The sequence below is a fragment of the Pseudomonas sp. RW3S2 genome (genome assembly GCF_014268955.1).
In the GTDB taxonomy this organism is placed as follows: domain Bacteria; phylum Pseudomonadota; class Gammaproteobacteria; order Pseudomonadales; family Pseudomonadaceae; genus Aquipseudomonas; species Aquipseudomonas wayambapalatensis.
This window is the reverse complement of the sequence record NZ_JABWRM010000003.1, coordinates 68,895-91,355: the sequence shown is the minus strand read 5'-3', so window position 1 is coordinate 91,355 and position 22,461 is coordinate 68,895. Positions and strand designations below refer to the sequence as shown.

The following is a 22,461-nucleotide window of genomic DNA, read 5'->3' as shown; positions in this document are numbered from 1 at the left end:
ACCAGCTTAGGGGAGCAAGGTTCGATGTCCGGTAATGAGCCCGTCGCAAAAGCGCCTTTCGAGCAAGTGCCCAAGGCCAACGATCATCCCGACCAGGCCATCAGCCTGTCCCAGGCCTTGCTGGCGCCACGCATCGTGATCGAGGACACCACTCCCGCACTCGACGGTGGCACCTTCGCGGCCAAGGCGGTAAGCGGACAGCCCGTGCAGGTGACCAGCAAGGTCTACAGCGACGGTCATGACCGCCTGGCGGTGGTCTTGCACTGGCGCCAGGCCCACAGCCGCCACTGGCATGGCGTGCCGATGACGTCGGCAGGCAATGACCTGTGGGTTGCCGAGTTCACGCCAGTGGAACTGGGCTTGCACCTGTTCGGCATCGAAGCCTGGATCGATCCCTACGCCACCTATTGCCACGACCTCGAGAAGAAGTACCACGCCGGTGTCGAGGTCAAGCTGGAGCTGGAGGAGGGTAGGCTGCTGCTGGGTAAGGGCATCGAGCGCAGCGAAGGGCCGTTGCGCGAGCAGCTCGAACAGTTGCAACAGCGCTTGCCGACGCTGGCACCGGACGATCAGGTGGCGTTGCTGCTGAGCCCTGAAAGCGCCAGCCTGATGAGCCAGGCCGAACACCGCGCTTACCTGACTCGCAGCCCCGAGCTGCCGCTGGACGTGGACCGCGAGCGCGCCCTGTTTGCCAGCTGGTACGAACTGTTTCCGCGTTCGATCACCGACGATCCGGCGCGCCATGGCACCTTCGACGATGTGCACCAGCGCCTGCCGATGATCCGCGACATGGGCTTCGACGTGCTGTACTTCCCTCCCATTCACCCCATCGGCAAGCAGCACCGCAAGGGGCGCAACAATGCCTTGCAGGCAGGCCCCGACGACCCGGGCAGCCCCTACGCGATCGGCAGCCCCGATGGCGGCCATGACGCCATCCACCCGCAACTGGGCAGCCGCGAAGACTTCCGTCGGCTGGTCGCCGCCGCCGCCGAGCATGGTCTGGAAATCGCCCTCGACTTCGCCATCCAGTGTTCCCAGGACCACCCCTGGCTTACCGAACACCCGGGCTGGTTCAGTTGGCGCCCGGACGGCACCATTCGCTACGCCGAGAACCCGCCGAAAAAATACCAGGACATCGTCAACGTCGATTTCTATGCGCCTGACGCTGTCCCCTCGTTGTGGCTGGCACTGCGCGATGTGGTGGTCGGCTGGGTCGAGGAGGGCGTGCGCACCTTCCGCGTCGACAACCCGCACACCAAGCCGCTGCCCTTCTGGCAATGGCTGATCGCCAATGTGCGCAGCCAGTATCCTGATGTGATCTTCCTCGCCGAGGCGTTTACCCGCCCGGCGATGATGGCGCGCCTGGGCAAGGTCGGGTACGCGCAGAGCTACACCTATTTCACCTGGCGCAATACCAAGCAGGAGCTGCGCGAATACTTCGAGCAGCTCAACCAGCCGCCGTGGAGCCTGTGCTACCGACCGAACTTCTTCGTCAACACCCCCGACATCAACCCCTATTTTCTGCAGACCAGTGGGCGCGCCGGCTTTCTCATTCGTGCGGCGCTGGCGACCATGGGCTCGGGGCTGTGGGGCATGTACTCGGGGTTCGAGCTGTGCGAGGGCACGCCGTTGCCGGGCAAGGAGGAATACCTGGATTCGGAGAAGTACGAGATCCGCCCGCGCGACTTCACCGCGCCCGGCAACATCGTCGCCGAGATTGCCCAACTCAACCGTATTCGCCGACAGAACCGCGCCTTGCAGACGCATCTGGGCGTGGCCTTCTTCAACTGCTGGAACGACCAGATCCTGTATTTCGCCAAGCGCACGCCCGAGCGCGACAACTTTATCCTGATCGCCATCAGCCTCGATCCGTACAACGCCCAGGAGGCGCACTTCGAACTGCCGCTGTGGGAGCTGGGGCTCGATGACAACGCCGATACGCAAGGCGAGGACCTGATGACCGGCCACCGCTGGACTTGGCATGGCAAGACCCAGTGGATGCGCATCGAGCCCTGGCACCAGCCGTTCGGGATCTGGCGTATCGAGAAAGCCTTGTAAATGCAGGGGCCGCGTTGCGGCCCTTCGCGGGCAAGCCCGATCCCACAGGTTTTGCGCCGCCTTTGTAGGAGCGGGTTTACCCGCGAAGGACCGCAGAACGGTCCCGACAGCCTCACGCCGAAATTCGATCTTGAAAGGAGTCGCACATGGCCAAGCGTTCCCGCCCGGCAGCCTTCATCGACGACCCGCTGTGGTACAAGGATGCGGTGATCTACCAGTTGCACATCAAGTCGTTCTTCGATGCCAACAACGACGGTATCGGCGATTTCGCCGGCCTGATCAGCAAGCTCGACTATATCGCCGAGCTTGGGGTCAACACCCTCTGGCTGCTGCCGTTCTACCCCTCGCCGCGTCGTGACGACGGCTATGACATCGCCGAGTACAAGGCCGTGCACCCCGACTACGGCAGCATGGCCGATGCCAGGCGCTTCATCGCCGAGGCGCACAAGCGGGGGCTGCGGGTGATCACCGAGCTGGTCATCAACCACACCTCCGACCAGCACCCCTGGTTCCAGCGTGCCCGCCACGCCAAGCGCGGCAGCAAGGCGCGGGACTTCTACGTGTGGTCGGACGACGACCAGAAGTACGACGGCACGCGGATCATCTTCCTCGACACCGAGAAGTCCAACTGGACCTGGGACCCGGTCGCCGGTCAGTATTTCTGGCATCGCTTCTACTCGCACCAGCCGGACCTGAACTTCGACAATCCGCAGGTGATGAAAGCGGTGATCGAGGTCATGCGTTTCTGGCTCGACATCGGTGTCGATGGCCTGCGTCTGGACGCGATCCCCTACCTGATCGAACGCGACGGCACCAACAACGAGAACCTGCCCGAAACCCACGACGTGCTCAAGGCGATCCGCGCCGAGATCGACGCCAACTACCCCGATCGCATGCTCCTGGCCGAGGCCAACCAGTGGCCGGAAGACACCCGCCCGTATTTCGGCGAGGGCGATGGCGACGAGTGCCACATGGCCTTCCACTTCCCGTTGATGCCGCGCATGTACATGGCCCTGGCCATGGAAGACCGTTTTCCGATCACCGACATTCTGCGCCAGACCCCGGAGATTCCCGCCAACTGTCAGTGGGCGATCTTCCTGCGCAACCACGATGAGCTCACCCTGGAAATGGTCACCGACCGCGAGCGCGACTATCTGTGGAACTACTACGCCGAGGACCGCCGCGCGCGCATCAACCTCGGTATCCGTCGACGCCTGGCGCCGCTGTTGCAGCGCGACCGCAGGCGCATCGAACTGCTGACCAGCCTGCTGCTGTCGATGCCCGGCACCCCGACGCTGTACTACGGCGACGAGCTGGGCATGGGCGACAACATCTATCTCGGTGACCGTGATGGGGTGCGCACGCCAATGCAGTGGTCGCCGGACCGCAACGGTGGTTTCTCCAAGGCCGACCCGCAGCGCCTGGTGCTGCCGCCGATCATGGACCCGCTGTATGGCTACCAGACGGTCAATGTCGAGGCCCAGAGCCACGACCCGCATTCGCTGCTCAACTGGAACCGGCGTCTGCTCGCGGTGCGCAAGCAACAGAAGGCCTTCGGTCGCGGCACCTTGAAGATGCTGACCCCGAGCAACCGGCGCATCCTCGCCTACGTGCGCGAATACACCGATGCCGATGGCAACAGCGAGACCATCCTGTGCGTGGCCAACGTTTCGCGCGCGGCGCAGGCCGCCGAACTGGACCTGTCGCAGTATGCCGAGCGGGTGCCGGTGGAAATGCTTGGTGGCAGCGCCTTCCCGCCCATCGGCCACTTACCCTTCCTGCTGACCCTGCCGCCGTATGCCTTCTACTGGTTCCTGCTGGCTTCCCACGACCGCATGCCCAGCTGGCATATCCAGCCTGCCGAAGGCTTGCCTGAACTGACCACATTGGTGCTGCGCAAGCGTCTGGAGGAGTTGCTCGAAGCGCCGTCGGTGGACACCCTGCAGGCGTCGATCCTGCCGCAGTACCTGCCCAAGCGCCGTTGGTTCGCCGGCAAGGAAGGACCGATCGATGCGGTGCGCATTCGCTATGGCGTGCGCTTCGGCACGCCGGCCACCCCGGTGCTGCTCAGCGAGCTGGAGGTGCTCAGTGACGGCGTGACCAGCCACTACCAACTGCCGTTCGGCCTGCTGCCTGAAGAGCAGATCCACAGCGCCTTGCCTCAGCAGCTGGCGTTGTCGCGGGTACGCCGAGGTCGACAGGTCGGGCTGATCACCGATGCCTTCGTGCAGGAGTCGTTCGTGCGGGCGGTGTTGCGCGCCTGTGAGGATGATACCCGCTTGCCCTCAAGTGCCGGCGAGCTGCGCTTCGAGTGCACCGGGCAACTGGCTGACCTGGCGCTGGGTGAGGACAGTGAGGTGCGCTACCTGAGTGCCGAGCAGTCCAACAGTTCGGTGGTGATCGGTGAACGTGTGGTGCTCAAGCTGATCCGGCGGGTCAATCCGGGCGTTCACCCGGAGCTGGAAATGAGCGCTTATCTCACGGCGGCCGGCTTTGCCAATATCTCGCCGTTGCTGGCCTGGGTCAGTCGTGTGGATGAGCAGGCGCAATCGCACCTGCTGATGATTGCCCAAGGTTACCTGAGCAACCAGGGCGATGCCTGGTCGTGGACCCAGAACACCTTGGAGCGGGCGATCCGCGACGAGATGGAACCCACCCAGACCAGTGCCGAGGCGCACACCGATGCCTTGTCGGAGCTTTCGGGCTTTGCCACCTTGTTGGGGCAGCGCCTGGGTGAGATGCACCTTTTGCTGGCCGCGCCCACCGCCGACCCGGCCTTTGCACCGCGCCCCAGCGACAGCCAGGACAGCCAGCGCTGGGGGCGACAGATCAATGCCGAGCTCAGTCATGCCCTCGACCTGCTGGCCGAGCATCGCGAGGAGCTGGACGGCGAAAGCCAGGCGTTGGTCGATGACCTGCAGCAGCAACGCGAAGGCCTTGCCCAGCACATCGACACACTCGCACGCCAGGCCCAGGGCGGCTTGCTGATGCGGGTGCATGGCGACCTGCATCTGGGTCAGGTACTGGTGGTGCAAGGCGATGCCTACCTGATCGATTTCGAGGGCGAGCCAGCGCGGCCTTTGGACGAGCGCCGGGCCAAGCACAGCCCGTACAAGGATGTCAGCGGCGTGCTGCGCTCGTTCGACTATGCTGCAGCGATGATCCTGCGCAGCGCCTCGGCGGTAGACCTGTCCGATGCCGCGCGCCAGGCCCGTCAACGGGTTGCCCGGCAGTACCTGCATCAGTCGCGTCATGCCTTCGTCGAAGCCTATGGCCTGGCCACCGCCGCCATTGCCCATGCCTGGCAGCACGCCGAGGGCGAGCGCGCCGCGCTGGAGCTGTTCTGCCTGGAAAAGGCCGCTTACGAAATCACCTATGAAGCCGACAACCGACCCGGCTGGCTGGCCGTGCCTTTGCATGGTCTGCATGGGTTGATCAGTACCTGGGGCGAAGCATGAGCTCTGTAGGGAAGGCGGTGTTGCCTGGCACCGGCTGTGCCGGTGATCGCGGGACGAGCCCGCTCCCACAGGTACTGTTGTGCAGGGGTGGGAGCGGGCTCGTCCCGCGATCATCGGCGCAACCCGTGCCAGGCACTGCGTTACTTTGAAAAATATATGGAATATGGAAAGGGGCAGTGAGATGAATGCATCAATGCGTAGCAACGGCGGCCTTCGCCAACGCGATCTCGACGCCCTGGCCAGCGCCGCGCACGCAGATCCGTTCGCGGTGCTCGGCCCGCACGTCGACGGGGCGGGCGACGAAGTCATCCGCGCCTTCCTGCCAGGCGCCTTGAACGCCCGGGTGTTGGCGCGTCACGACGGGCGCATTCTCGCCGAGATGGAGCAGGGCAGCCTGCCGGGCCTGTTCAGCGCATACCTGGACGAGCGCCAGCCCTACCTGCTGCAGATCGGCTGGGCCGGTGGCGAGCAGATCACCGAGGATCCCTACAGCTTCGGCCCGCAGCTTGGCGACATGGATCTGTACCTGTTCGCCGAGGGCAATCATCGCGACCTGTCAGGGCGCTTCGGTGCCCAGCCGATCCAGGTCGACGGCGTCGACGGCGTGTGCTTCTCGGTCTGGGCGCCCAACGCCCGGCGTGTCTCGGTGGTGGGCGACTTCAACAACTGGGACGGCCGTCGCCACCCCATGCGTCTGCGCCACGATGCCGGGGTGTGGGAGCTGTTCATCCCGCGCCTGGGCGTGGGCGAAACCTACAAGTTCGAAGTGCTGGGGGCGGACGGTGTGCTGCCGCTGAAGGCCGACCCCCTGGCCCGCGCCACCGAACTGCCGCCGAGCACCGCCTCGAAGGTCGCAGGGGCACTCAGCCACGACTGGCGCGACCAGCAGTGGATGGAGCAGCGGGCCCAGCGCCATGCCTACAGTGCGCCGCTATCGGTCTACGAACTGCACGCCGGCTCCTGGCGCTGCGAGCTGGACGAAGCCGGTGAGGTCGCACGCTTCCACAACTGGCGCGAGCTGGCCGAACGCCTGGTGCCCTATGTGCAAGAGCTGGGTTTCACCCATATCGAACTGCTGCCGATCATGGAGCATCCCTTCGGCGGCTCCTGGGGCTACCAGCCGCTGTCGCTGTTCGCGCCAACCTCCCGCTACGGCAGTGCGGAGGATTTTGCTGCCTTCATCGATGCCTGCCACCAGGGCGGCATCGGCGTGATTCTCGACTGGGTGCCGGCGCATTTCCCCACCGACGAACACGGCCTGGCACGCTTCGACGGCACCGCGCTGTACGAGTACGACAACCCACTCGAAGGCTTTCACCAGGACTGGAACACGCTGATCTACAACCTTGGCCGCAACGAAGTGCGAGGCTTCATGCTCGCCTCGGCGCTGCACTGGCTCAAGCATTTCCATATCGACGGCCTGCGTGTCGATGCCGTGGCCTCCATGCTGTACCGCGACTATTCGCGCAAGGCCGGCGAGTGGGTGCCCAACCGCCATGGCGGGCGTGAGAACCTCGAGGCGATCGACTTCATTCGTCAGCTCAACGACATCGCAATGCACGAGGCGCCCGGTGCGCTGATCATCGCCGAGGAATCCACGGCCTGGCCGGGCGTCAGCCAACCCACGCAGCAGGGCGGCCTGGGCTTCGCCTACAAGTGGAACATGGGCTGGATGCACGACACCTTGCACTACATCCAGAACGATCCGGTACACCGTGCCCATCACCACAACGAAATGAGCTTTGGCCTGATCTACGCCTACTCCGAGCATTTCATCCTGCCCATCTCCCACGATGAAGTGGTGCACGGCAAGCGCTCGCTGATCGACAAGATGCCCGGCGATCGTTGGCAGAAATTCGCCAACCTGCGTGCCTACCTGACGTTCATGTGGATGCACCCGGGCAAGAAGCTGTTGTTCATGGGCTGCGAGTTCGGCCAGTGGCGCGAGTGGAATCACGACCATCAACTGGATTGGTACCTGTTGCAGTATTCCGAGCACCAGGGCGTGCAGAAGCTGGTGGGTGACCTGAACCGGCTTTACCGCGAGCTGCCGGCACTGCACGAGCAGGATTGCCAGCCCCAAGGGTTCCAGTGGCTGATCGGCGACGATGCCGTCAACAGCGTGTATGCCTGGCTACGCTGGAGCAGCGCCGGCGAGCCGCTGCTGGTGGTGGCCAACTTCACCCCGGTGCCGCGTGAGGGTTACCGTATCGGCGTGCCGTTCGGCGAGCGTTGGATCGAGCTGCTCAACAGCGATGCCGAGCTGTATGCCGGGAGCAACGTCGGCAACCTCGGGGCGGTGGCCGGTGAAGCGGTGGCAAGTCATGGGCAGCCGCTGTCGCTGGCCTTGAACCTGCCGCCGTTGGGCGTTCTAGTCATGAAACCTGCCTGATGTCACGGCGCATCCTCCTGCAGGGGGATGCGCCGCATGCGCTGATCACCAGCGCATCCGTACCCCAAGGCTTCCGATCAGCCCATTCAGATCGTTGTCATCCACATCACTGCTGTAGTCGGCGCTGACGAACAGCGCCACCGTCGGCGTGACCCGCGCCACCAAACCCAGGCCAAGTTCCACGGTCGCTGCACTGCGCGAGCTGGAGATCTTGTCGACCTGATCCAGCTTTACCGCATCGCTGTTGTTGAAGTCGTACCAGACGTTGGTCCGCACATAGGGTTCGATTGGCATGCCCCGCACTTCGTAGCGCCCCGACAGTTTCGCGCCCACCCGGCCACTCCAGCTCGGCTGGCTGTCGAACGCCTGCAGGGTCTCGGCCTGGGCCTGGCCGGCGGGGAAGAACTGCTGGTTGATCAACTGCGCCTGCGGCTCGATCACCCAGTGGTTGCCCAGGCCGATGGGGAAGCCACCCTCGACCGAGAAGGTCATGGCATGGCCGCTGTCATCCAGGCGCTGGCCGCTCTGGCTGCGACCGTTGACATCGATGCGCGTGCCCATGGCCACTGCATCCACATGCCAGCCCTGGTCGTGGGTCATGCTCCAGTAAACGCCCAGGCTTTCGCCGCTGAGGTTGACCGCGTTGCGCTGCTTGTCACCGAGCCGGGAGCGCATGCCGTTGAAGCTGCTCTGCAGGTTGTTGTGGCCGACGAACACCCCGGCGCGGTGCACGTTACCGCCGGCGGTCTCACGTACGAAGAGGTCCGGGCCGATCGTCAACTGTTGGCTGGGCGCCTCAAGCCGCGCTGGCGGCACGGAGGTCGGGTGCGGGGCGCCGGGGAAGAACTGTGCCCATTGGCTGGCGACCATGCCCAACGGCACATCCCCGTGACGCGCACTCATGCGTTCGGAGAACGCCTGCAGGGTGCCCATCCCCAGGCCACCGGCGCTCACAGGATTGAGCGACAGCAGGGGTATCGCCGGTGGCTGCAACGGGCTGGCGAAAGGGGTCTTTTCGTCAAGGTCGAGCGCGAACGTTTCCACCGGGGTTGCCAGAAGCAGCGACGTGGAAACCGCACAGAACAGCCGGTCGAAGCGCAAAGGATTCGATGCTCGTTTCATGGCGGATCTCCTGTTTCTTGTGGGTAACAGCCAAGGCCTGGCCTGGTGTCACGAGCTGTACGACACGAAACAGGGGGCGACACAAACCAGCACGCGGAGTTTGCTGGCGCGCGTAAAGACGCGGGCCAGAGAGCTCGGCGCGAAGTTTTCGCAGTGGGCGATATGTTCAGCTAAGGAGAGCTGGCGCCTTGCGTCAAGAAAAGGTTGGTGCGATCAGAAAATTGTGTTGTGACGGGTAACGCGTTGAATAAGCGTGTGATTGCCCTTCGGTTAGTAATGTGGGTTCTTTGTCTGGGTTTGGTTATGCCAAAACATTGCTAGCCAGGTTTGGCTGTATTAGCGGCCCTTTGATCGACTGGCTACCTGCTAATTCTGTCAGTTTCGCTCGGGCGTATTTGTACCTAGCATCCAGTGACACCCACGAAAGGGCCGGCGCAACGCAGGCCTGCTTCGCTCGCTCACGCCAAGGATCGCCAGGGGGAAACCATGGCCAAACGCCAGAGCCGCAAACAAGTTGGCCTACTCGACAGACTGCTGGACACCGAGCCGGGAATCAAAGTCAAACTCACCCCAGCGACCCTGGAGCAAGACTCGATCATTGGCCTGCAGTGCAAGACGACCGATGCGCTGATGGCGCATTATCCGAGCTTGCACAGCGACGAAGCCCAGCGACTGAAGGGGCGTCTGAATGCTGCGGCAGCGGCGATGATGCGTACTTTCCGGGAAAAGCGCCTGATTGCCGGGGCGCGCCGCCCCTCAGATGAGCTAAAGGGCCCTCTGGACTTATCCAGAGGCCCGACCTTCGAAAATCAGTTCTTGCCCAGTTGGGGCAACAACGCACATCCGCAGGCGGTGGATGCCACCACCTCGCCAGTGGCCTACCTCATCGATCTACTGACGTTCATCCAGGATCACGTCGAGGCCCAGGGCGATGCGGATCTGATCCTGACGCTAAAAACCCGGCGCCCTGATCTGTTCGAGCGCCTGATCGATGAGGCGTTCATGAGCCGTGAACTGCCGCAGGTCGAGGTGATCATCCATGTCCTGGAACAGTTGATCGAAGAACATCGCCAGCAAGCGGACAGTGAGCGCACGGCCACAGAAGACAAGCTGCTCAAGGTTCGCTATCCCATCAAGCAGTTTCCCTATGAAGCGTATTGGGCGCAGATCCGTACCGTGCTGTCGCACAACTCGCTGCTGATGGGTGATGTGGCACGCCTGTCGGACATCGACAACCCTTACTTCATCCAGCCCGGTGCGCATTCACCCTGGTCCGATGCCGCGCTGCAGCAGGAAGCCACGCTTGGCCCGCTGCTGCGTGCCCTGCTGATCGAGCCACCCTACTTCGGCACAGCGGCGCAGAGTCGTGGGCTGAAGACACAGTCCGATGAGCCCGGGGAGCGGCATCAGGCGTTCTTCGAGGACAACTTCGGAGTGCCGAATGCCATGTACCTGCAAAAGGTGGTGACCTTCTGTCAGGCGGTGCAGATCAGTCAGGATGAGATGGAGTCGCTGTTCGGCCTGGCGGCCTATGCACCCACGCGTTCGGACAACGTGACCAGCAATGTGCTGGCCGAGCAGGTTTCGCCGGCCCTGTTCGTCGCACGCTTCATCAACAGCGGCGAGGCAGCGCCGGTTGGGGTTGTCAGCGATGCGCAGGACCCACAGCTGCACACCTTCGAAAACTTGTCCGAAATGCGGTTTGACCGGGTCCAACGTCTGGTGCGCGTGGCCAGCGCGTTGAATCTGACCTATGCCGAGGCCGACCAGGTGGTGTGTGCGGCAATTGATGCGGAAAAGCGCGCTGTCGCCGAAGTCAGGCGCATCAAGTCCGATGACTCGCCGTTATGGATGACGGTCAATACCCATCGGGCCTTGGGTTTGTTCCAGTTCTTGCGAGAGCGCTTCGCCTGTAGCCCTGAAGACTTTTCCGTGCTGCTCTCGGATATGGCTGTTCACGGCATTGGCGCGACTGCGAGCCATTTCGACCGGGTCTTCAACAGCGATCCCACGTCGCGTCTGGTGCTCGACGGTAGCGACTTCAGCCTCTCGGGCGACGATGTCGTGAGCAAACGTACCGTTGACCAGTTATGCCGCGGGCTGGGCATCAACCTGGAGACGTTCCGTTACCTGTCGCGTGTGTTGATGCAGGGGCAAGGGGGCGACAAGCTGCAGCGCTCTGTGCGCGTGGTCAGTGCCTTCTACCGTGTGGCGATGCTGGCCCGTCTGCTTTCGGTTACCACCATCGAGCTGCTGGCACTGTTGGAAACCCTGAGCCCCGAGGGGCTTTATGCCTTGCAACTGGCGGGGGCACCGCAAAATGCCATGTACCGCAGTTTTGCCCAGACCGACACCCTCAGCGTCATCCATGCCATCAGCCACTGCGTGCTCTGGTGTCAGGAGCAGGACCTGCCGATCAGCTGGCTGGTGCAGCAGTTGCTGCCGGTCGAGACGCCCGATGTGGTGCCTCATGAAATCTCTGCACTGTTCGGCGAACTCAAGACTCAGTTGCTACCTTTCCAGGCCTTCGAGCAGGCCCTGCTGGATGCCGGTGTTCTGGCCCTACCTGCAGGTGAGTGGTTGAAAGCCTTGGTACAGGTTGTCGATGAGCAGGGCTTGCTGGCGGACACTGGCGACCCCGAACAGGACTTCGACCCGGAACAGTACGAGCAATTTGCCGAGCGGGAAATCAAGGCGGCGGTCGATCAGTTGGCCAGCGCCGGCAAAAGCCAGTTGCCCGATATGGACAGCGCTGAAAAGGAGCGCCTGACCGGCATTATTCTCGGCGTGGTCCTGCGCATTCGTTCGCAGCAGTGGGGCGTCGTTCAACAGGGTCTTTCACAGCTTCTGAAGGTCAATGCAGACATGGCGATCCCGATGGTCTACTGGGCCGAGGGCACAGTGCACCAACTGCTGGAGAGCGCGGTGGCCTTCGACCCGCAGCAATCCCAGTCCGATGCCATGAAGGCCATGCTGGGGCTGGTGCAGCGGATGCAGCGCTGTGCACAAATCGCGACGCGTTTCGAGTTGACGCCCACGTTGTTCTCCAGCTTGTTGATGCGCGCGCACCGCGCACGGTTCGGCATCGACGCCTTCGACTTGTCCTTGCACACGCTCTACCATCTCGATCGCTACGCCCGTGGCCTGCGTCTGGCCAAGCAAACGGAAGCACAACTGCTGGGCTATTTCTCGGCAATCGAGGGATTGCATGACCTGACCGCAAATGAACAGCGTCTGATCAGGGATGCGGCTGCCCAGCGTATCTCGGCCTGGTTGGGTTGGGGGATCCGTGAGGTGCTGGACGTGGCGGCCCGGGTTTCGCCCGATGGCATCATTCGCGATCTGACCCAGTTGCGCATCGTGGTCGACACCAAGCTGCTCAGCGAGACCACGGGGCTGAGCGCTGAATCACTGATGAAACTCAGCAAGCTGACTGCCTATTCAGACACACAGGACTACCGCGATGCCGCCCAAGAGATGCTCAGCAGCCTCGACGGTGACAGCGCGCAACGCCGGGACGAGGCAGAGCTGCGTCAGAGCCTGGCCACGCGCTGCACCGTGAGTGAGACACGTCTGATCGCCAGGGCGCCTGATCAGGAAACCACGGTGACCTTGAAACTGCTCGATATGCAGAACGAGCCGGTTTCAGGTATTCGCGTCACCTGGTCCACCGATCTGGGGGTTTTGCAGTCCCATTCCAGCTACACCGATGAAGAGGGGGTGGCCAAGGTGCGACTGCAGGCCGGTACGCAGTTGGGCAGTGCCCATGTGCAGGCCAGCTACCTGCTCGATGGCAAGGCATTCGCGCCGCCGGTGGTGATCGACTGTGACGAAGAGACGGTGCGATTGATCAGGATCGAGGGACAACCAGGTGCCAGGGCGCCTCTGGAGCTCGCAGGCGGACAAGGCATTTATCGCTTGGCTGCCCTGCTCGTCGACCGTTATGACAATGATGGGGTGGATCGTCTGATCAACTGGTCCACCACCATCGGCTACTTTGTGGACAACATCGGTGAAACCTTGACTGACCACACCGGCTACAGCCGGATTGCGCTAAGAAGCCGGGAGGCAGGCTCGGGCGAGGTCCGCGCGTGGTACGCAGGCAAGCCCGATGACGTCACTGTGGTTCAGATTGGCTTTGCCGACAGACCCTACATCAGTTCGCTCGTACTGCAATCTGCGTTGGTCGTGGATGAGCCGATCACGGTTCAGGCCAGGGTCCTGGGGCTTGATGGCGAGCCGGTCGCTGGCCAGGCGATGTCCTGGTTGCTTGAAGGGGGCGAACTGGTCAGCGCCGACAAAACCAGTGATGGAGCCGGGCTGGGTCGAGCCGTACTGCAGGTCGGTACGGCTGGGCGGGTGAAGGTGACCGTGACCCTCAGTACTGCCGATGAAACCGCAGAGGCCTATCACAGCAAGGATCTTGCGTTCGACGTGCTTCCCGATGCGGTGATGCGGCAGTACAGGAAGATGGGGAGCTGGCCGTTGGCCGATGGCATCAGCACGGTGGAGTATGACATCCATATCGCCACTTCCGATGGCATCCCCGTGGCGCGCTACCCCATCACCTGGAGCGTCAGTGAAGGCGGCACGCGTGTGGCCGAGCCCGCTGTCAGCTTGACAGGCAGTGATGGTATTGCCCGCTTCGATCTCAAAAGCACCACGGCTGGCCAGCGTACGGTATCCGCGAGCTGGGGCAAGGCGCAGTCCCAGCCGTTCGAGCCGGTGACCTTCCTCGAGCCCCTCGGGTTGACGATCGAATTCGACGGCAAACCGTTGGAGGGGGCGATCGTCATTACGCCGCCTTCCGAAGGGGAAACGCCGCACACCTTGACCTATCGCGTGGCTGCCGGCCATTCGCTGATCGGCCAGCCGATGTCTCTTCACGTCAGTGGCCGCAACTCGGCAGCTTCGTTGGGCTTGGTGATCTCGCCTGCGCCGGGTGCCGACAACGCACTGGGCGAAGATGGCGTGACCTGGACCATCACCAGTCGACCCGTGGGCCTGAAGACGGATGTAGGGCTGAAGTTCGGATTCTCCTATGACGCCACTTATCCGTCGAACCTGACTGATGTCGTGATCAAGGGAGCACAGAAATGACTGTGGCCCCATCGACTTTCGAGCTTTTGCAGCGAGGCCCATATGAAGACTGAATTGAGCCAACAACTCGCGGAACAATGGCGCGACGCGCTGAGTGCCTATGCCATTCACCACGTACTACCGGACAAGCTGCAGGCCGGTAGCCTGAGCATGATGACGGCCGATCACCTGGACCGTTACCTGATGACCGACACCCAGGTCAGCGCCAAGGTCACCACGTCCGCGTTGGCCGAGGCAATCGCCTGTGTCCAGACCTACGTCAACGCGATCCTCAACAATATCGAACAGGGCTACGGCAAGGATTTCGCCCCCGAGTTGACTCTTTTCTGGCAGCAGGCCATGTCGACCTACTCGTTATGGGCGGCCTACCAGATGATGGAGGACTACCCGGAAAACTATATCCGTGCCGAACTGCGTCTGGACAAGACGGAGCTGTTCAAGACCCTCGAGAACGACCTGGCGCAGGGACGAATCGATGATGCGGGTGTTCAGAAGGCGCTGCTGAACTATCTGAAGGGTTATGAGTTTCTGAACAACATCCGGGTCCAGGCCGGTTACATCGACTATCGCGACGGGCACCGTGATGCCGACCAGTTCCCAGGGTATGCCTACGCCAACGCCGATTACTACTTGCTGGGCAAGGACAATGCCTCGCCCTGCGCCTATTACTGGCGCAAGGTCCAGGTACGTCTGGACCAGGCCTCCACTTATATCCAGCCCGATGCGTGGTCGGAATGGAAACCGGTGAGCATTCCGCCGGGCACGACAATGTTGCAGATGTGTCCGGTGTTGTTCGGTGGTCGGTTGCACGTGATCTGGTGGTACTTCACTGCACCGACAAAGGTCCTCGGTGCGAATGGTGAAGAAAGCAACAAGCGTTCGTATGCGCTGACCTTGGACATCATTCACCTTGGGCTCGATAACCAGTGGACTACGCCGGAGCGACTGTGGCAGCACGACGTCGAGGTTACCGGTTCTGACGACTCGTCGCAGATACCCTCTAAAGTGAAACATTTCAGGGTGATGGCGGTTGCGCTTGGGCGCGTGAACGGGGATGACGATCAACTGTTCGTTGCTGTTCACGATACGTCGGACACTGACGCCTGGGAGGAGAGATTCAGCCTTCAACGGGATGTCTTGAAACGTGGGACCGCACCCGCTATCGATCCTATCAACAGCGCAGCCCTTTCTCGACGATTCACAGGTAGCGCGAGCCGCTTGGCCTTTTCGCAGCGTATTGCAGCGGTCGATGCTGCGGTGAAAAGCATCAAGCCGAGTGGCAACCCTCATATTGCACTCGATGCTGTACTCGAGCAGGGCCCGACGGCGCCTTCACTGCGAGTACGTGCACGCTCCAGCGAGTTGCGCATGCGTTTTCAGACATTGGCCCTGTTGTTTGACGAAATTGGTTGGGATTACTACGGTCTTTACGTGGATTTCCGACTATACGCCATTGAATCACGAGGCGAAACGCAACTTAATTTTATCGCCGTCACGCATGGTGCCCCGAACTTTGAGTCCATCACAATCCAGCATGATGGTAAGACCCTGGCGGTAATGAAACGGTCCGATTTTACTGGAACGTGGTACCCCAACATGTTTTCGGGTATGACAAATTTCGCGTTACCGGAACTTTCGCGTCCACTCTCCAAGGAGTACATCCGTGAAGGCATGGGTTTCACGGTCATTATCGATGAAGCGTCGGGCCTGCCGCTGCAGAGCACGCGAAACCGAGTCAATGGGACTGTTGAAAGTATCCGTTTGCCGAAAGTGGAACTCCTACATCGGCAAGGCGATAAATCGACAACATGCTGGTCGGGGCCCTGGGTTCTCAATAAGCATGCCGTCAGCACCTGGAGCCGTCTGGAGGACATTCCTCTAACGGGCTCGGCAATCTTCGAAGTTACCGCCGCTGGTGAAGCGCCCGCCACCTTCACGGTGACCTGGGGCGCCACCTCGAGCCTGGCCGATACAACGATTCCATATATTCACCAACAGTCCGACGGTACCGACTTCCTCGTGTTCAATGCCATCGGTGGCGCCAGCGCGCCCTTGACCGTGCGGCTGAACTCCCAGCATGTTTCCGATTTGATCAATCGCGCCGAAGCCTCGCCCCAGGCCGTGTTCGCCTGGGATGCGCAGCACCGGCAGGAGCCGGCATACCGCAAGCAGCTGGCCGGCGCGGTGTATCAGGGGTGGCAGCCAAGTGCGGCGGACCCGTTGCTGCACATGTTCGATGCCTATGGCAGCTACCTGCGTGAGTTGTTCTTCCATGTCCCCCATCTGATCGCATCGCGTCTGCAGGAAGAGGAACGCTTCGCCGATGCCCGGCGCTGGCTGGGGTTGATCTTCAACCCCTACCAGAAGCAGCCGCCCAGGGCGATCCCCGGCCCTGACTACTGGAACTGCGCTTGGTTGCTTCAGGATGACACTCAGGCGGCAGGGCTCGACCACGAGCTGATCGAGCCGCATGTCATCGCGCTGCGCGCGCCGTCGCATTATCGCAAGGCCGTGTTCGTGCAGTACGTGAACATGCTGATCGGCGAAGCCGACCAGCACTATCGCTACCAGACCCGCGACGGCCTGGCCCACGCCTGGCTGTTGTACCGCATGGCCGCGGACCTCATGGGAGAGGTGCCGGATGCGCGGGCAATCAATACCTGGCAACCGAAAACGGTCAGCGAGGTACTGGCTGTCGAGCCGACCGACATGCTGTTGGCGGATAGTGGCCAGGACATTGTCCCGGCCAACTTGCCCAAGCAGCTGTCGACCTTCTTCTGGGCTGGAGTGGCGGCACATCCGGCCTTCCGCTTGCCGGTCAATCGGCAGTTGCTGGACCTCTGGCAATTGCTGGCGGAGCGCTTCTACAACCTGCGGCACTTCCTGACCCTCGACGGACGACCCATGGTGCTGCCACTGTATGCACCGGCTGCGAACCCGTTCGACTTGCTGATGGCACGCATGGGGGGCGGTACCAACCTGTCGCACCTGATGGGCCAGCGCACGGTGGTGCCGCCGTATCGTTTCCGTACCCTGATCGCCAAGGCTCATGAGGTGGTGGCGACCCTGACCCCGTTCTCCGAGCAACTGCGTGGCCTCATGGAGCAGGAGGAGCGCACCGGGCTTGAAGCGTTGCAATACCAGCACGCCGCCGAGATCGCCGGATACACCATTGCCATCCAGGAGCAGTTGCTCGAGCAGCAGGAGCAGCAGGAAGGGGTATTGTCCAAGCAAGCGCTCGCCGCCCAGACTCGATACGCGCACTATACCGAGCTGGTCAGCCAAGACATGTCTGTTCTGGAAATCTCGGCAATGGTTGCCCATCACGCAGGTGGGGCTATCAATAGCGGGGGTTCCAGCGCATTGAGCGCCTACTACGCGACACAGATGGCGCCCAGGATCTTCGGAATGGCGCAGGACAGGGGGGATACGACCGCCCCCATCATGAGCGGTGCTCAGTTGCTGTTCCTGGCGGGGAGTGCATTGCAGATCTCCGGTGACATCATGCGCGAGACGTCGACCTACAAGCGTCGCCGACAGGAATGGCAGTTGCAGGCCACCTTGGCCAGCAAGGATATCGATGTCATCGCCGAGCAGGTCAAGGCCCAGGCCTGCGCAACCCAGGCCGCCAGGAACTCGCTCGATCACAGCCGCAAGGTGCTGGACCAGGCCCAGCAGATGTACGCCTTCTACCAGAGCAAATCGACCAACGTATCGCTGTATCGCTGGCTGAGGTCGCAGGTGACCGCCTGGCATGCGACGTTGTTCGATGTCGCGGTGGGCTTGTGCAACAGTGCCGAAGCTTGCTGGCAGTACGAGACGGGCAACTATGACAAACGCATCGTGCGTGCCTCGGTCTGGCAGGCAGATCGGCATGGCCTCAATGCCGCAGGCGAACTGCGCCTGGACCTGCATCGCCTGGAAGCCGAAGCCTTGTTGCGCAACGAGCGTCATCTGGAGCTGCGCAAGACCGTGTCGCTGCGTGCACTGATCGAACAGGGCCAGGTATTTGACAAGAAAGGGGCTGCACTTGGCGACTGGCCGGCGCTGCTCGAGACGCTGGTCGAGAACGGCGAACTGGATTTCAGCCTGAGTGAAACGCTGTTCAACCAGGATTACCCCGGGCATTACCTGCGGCGCCTGCACAGTGTGGCGTTGTCGCTACCTGCGTTGCTGGGGCCTTACCAGGACATCCGCGCCACCCTGACCCAGACGCAGAGCCGATTGTTGACCAAAGCCGATATCGAAGGGGTGAAGTACCTGTCGCCGCAACTTGACCAGGGTGAGGGTGATGGGCGCTACGTCATGCGAAGTTTGCGGCCCAGCCAACAGGTCTGCCTGTCGTCGGCTACGCAGGATATCGGGTTGGTCACGGCCCCCGAGAGCGATGACCGTTACTTGCCGTTCGAAGGCACCGGCGCCGTCTCCGACTGGAACCTGAAGTTTCCGCGAGCTGCCCGGCAAACCGAACTGCTCCAAGGGCTGAGCGATATCGTCATGGAGGTGCGCTACCTCGCGCTGTATGGCGGTGCACTGTTCGAGGAGCAAGTCGAGGCGTTGTTGCCCGAAGACGCGCCCGGACGTTTTGCTGGTGTGGTCCGGCGAGGGCATGTCCAACCAGGAGACAGTCATGAGCAATAGCCATGAGGCACAGGGTATCCAGCCGATTTCGACGCGTGCGCAAGACCTTACCAAAGGGCATGATTTTCTTCAGGATCCCTTCATCCAGAAACCAACGCAAAGCGCTGGCTCCGAAGGGCTATGGATTTACGAAGGCGAAGACAGCTTCATGCTGCGTGAAAACGATGCCAGAGACGGCACGTACCTTTCACTTTTCCGAGAGGGTCGGCTCTACCAGGACTTCACGTTGCTCGAGGGGGTTGCACAGGGCTATGCCTTGGGCTGCCAGTACAACGTTCTGTACTTTACCGAAAATTGCTGGCTCAAGGTCTACGCACTCTCGGGGGGGGCGCAAGGCCAGGTTATCCATGAGCAAGCGCTCAAGAATCCGGAGACCACCGGGCAGGCTGACGAGCAAAACCCCAAGCCCGAAGCTGAACCTACCTGGCATACGTTGACGCCCAGGCTCATCGACATACCCCAGGGGATCTCGACAATACGCGTGGCGTTCGAAACCCCCACGGGTGGGAGGCAGGATGAACTGAGCCTGCGCAACATCATTTCCGAAGTGCACCTAGCCCCCTTCGAAGGGAAGGTTTTACTGTCGCCTGAGCCTGATCAGCCATCGCTTGCTCCGCAACCCCAGCCGCCGTTCAAACTGTGCCATGGCGCCACGTACAGCCTGCAGGTCAGCGATGCCTGGCAGGGGCAAAAGCTGAGCGTGCTGTGGCCGGGGAATGCCGATACGCCGCCCACGACATACGGGCTGACAACGAATCCGTTGCTGAATATCGACGACAGTGACGAGGAGAATCGTTATCCGCAACCGGATGCCGGGACCAGTACCTGGAGCTTGGGTGCCAGTGCCGCCCAGGAGGTGATGTCCGGCGCGCTACCGCTGGGCCTGGGTAGTTACTGGCGGGCCGAAAAGCATGAGCTCCAGGCGCAGTTGGGGGATTTTCGCTATGAAGTGAGCGAGGTGGCCTGGGATGGCGTGGTGCCGGTTCTGGAGTGGAATAGCAGTACCACGTTGACCGCAACGCTGAGCAACCTTGTCGCGCCAGCGCGAACGATCGTTGGTCAGGATGTGGATTGGTACATCGACGATGTGCTCTACAAGACTGTCCCAACGGATGAGCAGGGCAAGTCGACGCTTGAGTTCACCCCTGAGCCGAAGGATGGTGTCGACTTCTACACCGCAGAGCTCAGCGCCCGATGCGTTGATGGCCTCGGCGCGGAAAGCGACAAGCTACATGCTATCCCTGTGTACTCCCGCTCACCGTGGTCGGCCCAGTTCGATGTGTTGTTCGACGACAGGCCAATCACTGATTTCGATGACGTCAACCTGGTGCTGGGCAGTGTCGGCGAGCATACGTTGACCTTGAAGCCCAAGTCTGCGGACAACTTTTTCATAGGCGAACAGGTGGCCTTGGGTTGGCCAGGAGGCACACCACAGCTGGACATCACCTTCAGCCCGAGCGAACCGCAGGAAATGACTGCTGCTGGTGTCAGTTGGACCATCATGCCTGGTGTAGAGCGGGATCATTTCACGCTCGAAGTCGTCACGCCGACGCTGACTTTGCCCCTGTCACTCAAAGGCTTGCGCCTATCGCCCAACCTCGAGGAAGAGATCGAGCTGACGCTTGCAGACGCTGTGCCGGTAAGCCCTGCGCTGTTCTGGCGAGACGATGCGCAGACGCTGAAGGTCACCCTGAAGCCCGGCAGCCCGCTGGCGAAGATGAAAACAGAAGCCTGGCTGACCTTCACCGACGGCAGCCTGAAACCGGCCAGTGTCGTTGCCGCGCCCAATTACGGTGAGCGGCGGGCGATGTTGGAAGACGGGTTGAGCTGGACACTGACCGGTGCGCAGGTGAGTGGCACCTTTGGGGTGCAGGTGCACATGCAGGGCTTTGACGAACCGATGGTCGTCGACACGTGCTTGCTGATGTCGCGAGCACTGACCGACGAAGCCGAGCTGGTCTATGACGATGAGCGTGGAACGGACGAATCGACCTGGATATTCCGGCGCATGGTGCCGTCCTACGTCGAGGTCAAGCCAAAAGCCGGAAGCCCCTTGGCTGAAAGCGGTTTGAAGGCCAAGTTGACGTTTGTGGGCGATGACCTGGTGCCGGAGGACATGGAGGCCCACCCGAATTACGAGGTTGAGCAGGGGTTCTCGGAGGGGGCGTTGCGATGGGAGATGATGGGCAAGCAGGCAAGCGGTGTGTTCGGGTTGGCCATCCAAGTGCCGGGTTTCTCGACGCCCTTGATCACGGGCAGTTGCTGGCTGCTGTCGCTACGTATGGAGGATGAGTTCGACGTGTTGCTGGATCTGGTGCCTCTGGTTGAGCCGCTGGCTATTCTCTCCAACGCAGAGCACAAGCTGGCTATCGTGCCGAAAATGGGCAGTCCGCTAGAACGCGAATTTCTGAGCGAAGCGTGGATCGAGTACGTCGAAGGCAGTTTGCCCCAGGCGCAACTGATTTCGCTTCCGACTTACAAAGAAAAACGACCGATATCCATTCCAGGACTGGCCTGGACTTTGTCCGCCAAAGTCTCTGGCACATTCGGCTTGACCATTCATACAGACGCGTTTGCAACACCCCTGACGGTGAAGTTGGGCATTGCTTTGTCGCAAGACCTGAGAGATGAAGTGGATGTGAGGGTAGGCGGCCGCCTGATCTTCGACCTGTTGGTGTTTCGGCGTTTGGTGAGCCAGACCGTCAGGATCGCGCCCAAGCCTGATAGCCCTCTGGCAAACCTGAAGCAAGAGGTACGGATGACACTCTCCGCTGACACTGTGAAGGAAGGGGATGTATCGGCCGCTCCCGATTTTAGTGTGTCAAGAGTGATGCCTGCAGAGGGGCTGGAGTGGGAGGTGACCGGGGGCGACCTCAGTGGGAAATTCGGCTTGGCTTTTCATATCGCGGGTTTTTCGACCGTTCTGACAATTCCGACATGTGTGTTGTTATCCAGCAAGTTGGCAGATGAAGCGGAGGTGACTTATACACCTCATTTCCTGCCTGACCCCACGGTAGTCTATCGCGAGGAGTATCTGTCATTCACATTGAAGGCCAAGGCGGGAAGTCCGTTGGTTGATGCCAGGCTATCGGCGAGCATGGAATTTATTCCGCAGACGCTGAAAGAGGGCGACATGGGGTCAGTGCCCGAGTTCGGCTCAAAAATTAGACTTTCAGAGGCAGGGGTGAGTTGGAACACGCGAGGCCGGGAGGCCAGTGGTTATTTCAACTTGAAAGTTTATGTCGACGGCTTCGATACCCCGATAACGCTCGTGCCGTCTTTGATGCTGTCCAACACCGGTGCGAAAGAGTTAAGAATTAGAATCGCGTCATCCGAAGGGGACATGATTCTTATTGTCACCGCTGTTAAGGGTAGTCCCATTGCCGATAAGTCGTATTCATTATCGTTGTGGACTAACAAGTCAGATCCAGGGTTCGTGCCAGATCCAGGATTCAAAGTGGCTAGGGAGCTGAAAGGTGCCTCAGCTCTATTGTGGAACCTGGGCCCTATTTCGAGAACGGTCTCGGTGCTGACCGTTGGAGGAGACGACTTCCCATGCCCGGTTAACGTGCCATATGGCGTACCGTTATAACGATTCGCTTAAGGTGTCTTTGCAAAAGCCGCCCTGAGTGTTTTGACACGTGACGAGCGCTCGATGCCGTATTGTTGTCTTGGTTACGTGATGTTTTG

The 22,461-nt window shown here is 61.4% G+C and carries 7 protein-coding genes; 6 read left to right on the top strand and 1 reads right to left on the bottom strand.

What is annotated here, in order from left to right; translation table 11 throughout:
- The first annotated feature begins 24 nt into the window (after nucleotides 1-24).
- From HU748_RS05630 to glgB, 3 genes are all read left to right on the top strand, one after another.
- Nucleotides 25-2,058: an alpha-1,4-glucan--maltose-1-phosphate maltosyltransferase gene (locus tag HU748_RS05630; protein WP_186719616.1), complete on the top strand. Its 2,034-nt coding sequence runs from the start codon at nucleotides 25-27 to the stop codon at nucleotides 2,056-2,058.
- A gap of 146 nt (nucleotides 2,059-2,204) precedes the next feature.
- A complete protein-coding gene (treS, locus tag HU748_RS05625; RefSeq protein ID WP_186719614.1) occupies nucleotides 2,205-5,516 on the top strand; it encodes a maltose alpha-D-glucosyltransferase in 3,312 nt (1,103 codons plus the stop codon).
- 181 nt (nucleotides 5,517-5,697) lie between these two features.
- Complete coding sequence (gene glgB, locus HU748_RS05620) at nucleotides 5,698-7,908, top strand: 1,4-alpha-glucan branching protein GlgB (RefSeq protein ID WP_186719606.1); 2,211 nt, start codon at nucleotides 5,698-5,700, stop codon at nucleotides 7,906-7,908.
- Between the two features lie 45 nt (nucleotides 7,909-7,953).
- Here glgB and HU748_RS05615 read toward each other — a convergent pair whose 3' ends face one another.
- Complete coding sequence (locus HU748_RS05615) at nucleotides 7,954-9,030, bottom strand: autotransporter outer membrane beta-barrel domain-containing protein (RefSeq protein ID WP_186719605.1); 1,077 nt, start codon at nucleotides 9,028-9,030, stop codon at nucleotides 7,954-7,956.
- Nucleotides 9,031-9,516: 486 nt separating this feature from the next.
- On the opposite strand from HU748_RS05615, the gene HU748_RS05610 reads away from it, so the two are divergent.
- The 3 genes from HU748_RS05610 to HU748_RS05600 are packed head-to-tail and all read left to right on the top strand — an operon-like array spanning nucleotide 9,517 to nucleotide 22,363.
- Nucleotides 9,517-14,130: an Ig-like domain-containing protein gene (locus HU748_RS05610; protein WP_186719604.1), complete on the top strand. Its 4,614-nt coding sequence runs from the start codon at nucleotides 9,517-9,519 to the stop codon at nucleotides 14,128-14,130.
- 42 nt (nucleotides 14,131-14,172) lie between these two features.
- The gene (locus HU748_RS05605; RefSeq protein WP_186719603.1) at nucleotides 14,173-18,771 is read left to right on the top strand and encodes a neuraminidase-like domain-containing protein; all 4,599 of its coding nucleotides are present in this window, start codon (nucleotides 14,173-14,175) and stop codon (nucleotides 18,769-18,771) included.
- On the top strand, nucleotides 18,761-22,363 hold the full coding sequence (locus HU748_RS05600) for a hypothetical protein (RefSeq protein WP_186719601.1): 3,603 nt from the start codon (nucleotides 18,761-18,763) through the stop codon (nucleotides 22,361-22,363). Before HU748_RS05605 ends, HU748_RS05600 begins: the two co-directional genes overlap by 11 nt.
- Nucleotides 22,364-22,461: the final 98 nt, after the last annotated feature.

Coding starts and splice junctions, on each gene's coding strand:
- HU748_RS05610 (WP_186719604.1), top strand. CDS start 9,517: ATGGCCAAACGCCAGAGCCGCAAACAAGTTGGCCTACTCGACAGACTG.
- HU748_RS05615 (WP_186719605.1), bottom strand. CDS start 9,030: ATGAAACGAGCATCGAATCCTTTGCGCTTCGACCGGCTGTTCTGTGCG.
- glgB (WP_186719606.1), top strand. CDS start 5,698: ATGAATGCATCAATGCGTAGCAACGGCGGCCTTCGCCAACGCGATCTC.
- HU748_RS05605 (WP_186719603.1), top strand. CDS start 14,173: ATGAAGACTGAATTGAGCCAACAACTCGCGGAACAATGGCGCGACGCG.
- HU748_RS05630 (WP_186719616.1), top strand. CDS start 25: ATGTCCGGTAATGAGCCCGTCGCAAAAGCGCCTTTCGAGCAAGTGCCC.
- HU748_RS05600 (WP_186719601.1), top strand. CDS start 18,761: ATGAGCAATAGCCATGAGGCACAGGGTATCCAGCCGATTTCGACGCGT.
- treS (WP_186719614.1), top strand. CDS start 2,205: ATGGCCAAGCGTTCCCGCCCGGCAGCCTTCATCGACGACCCGCTGTGG.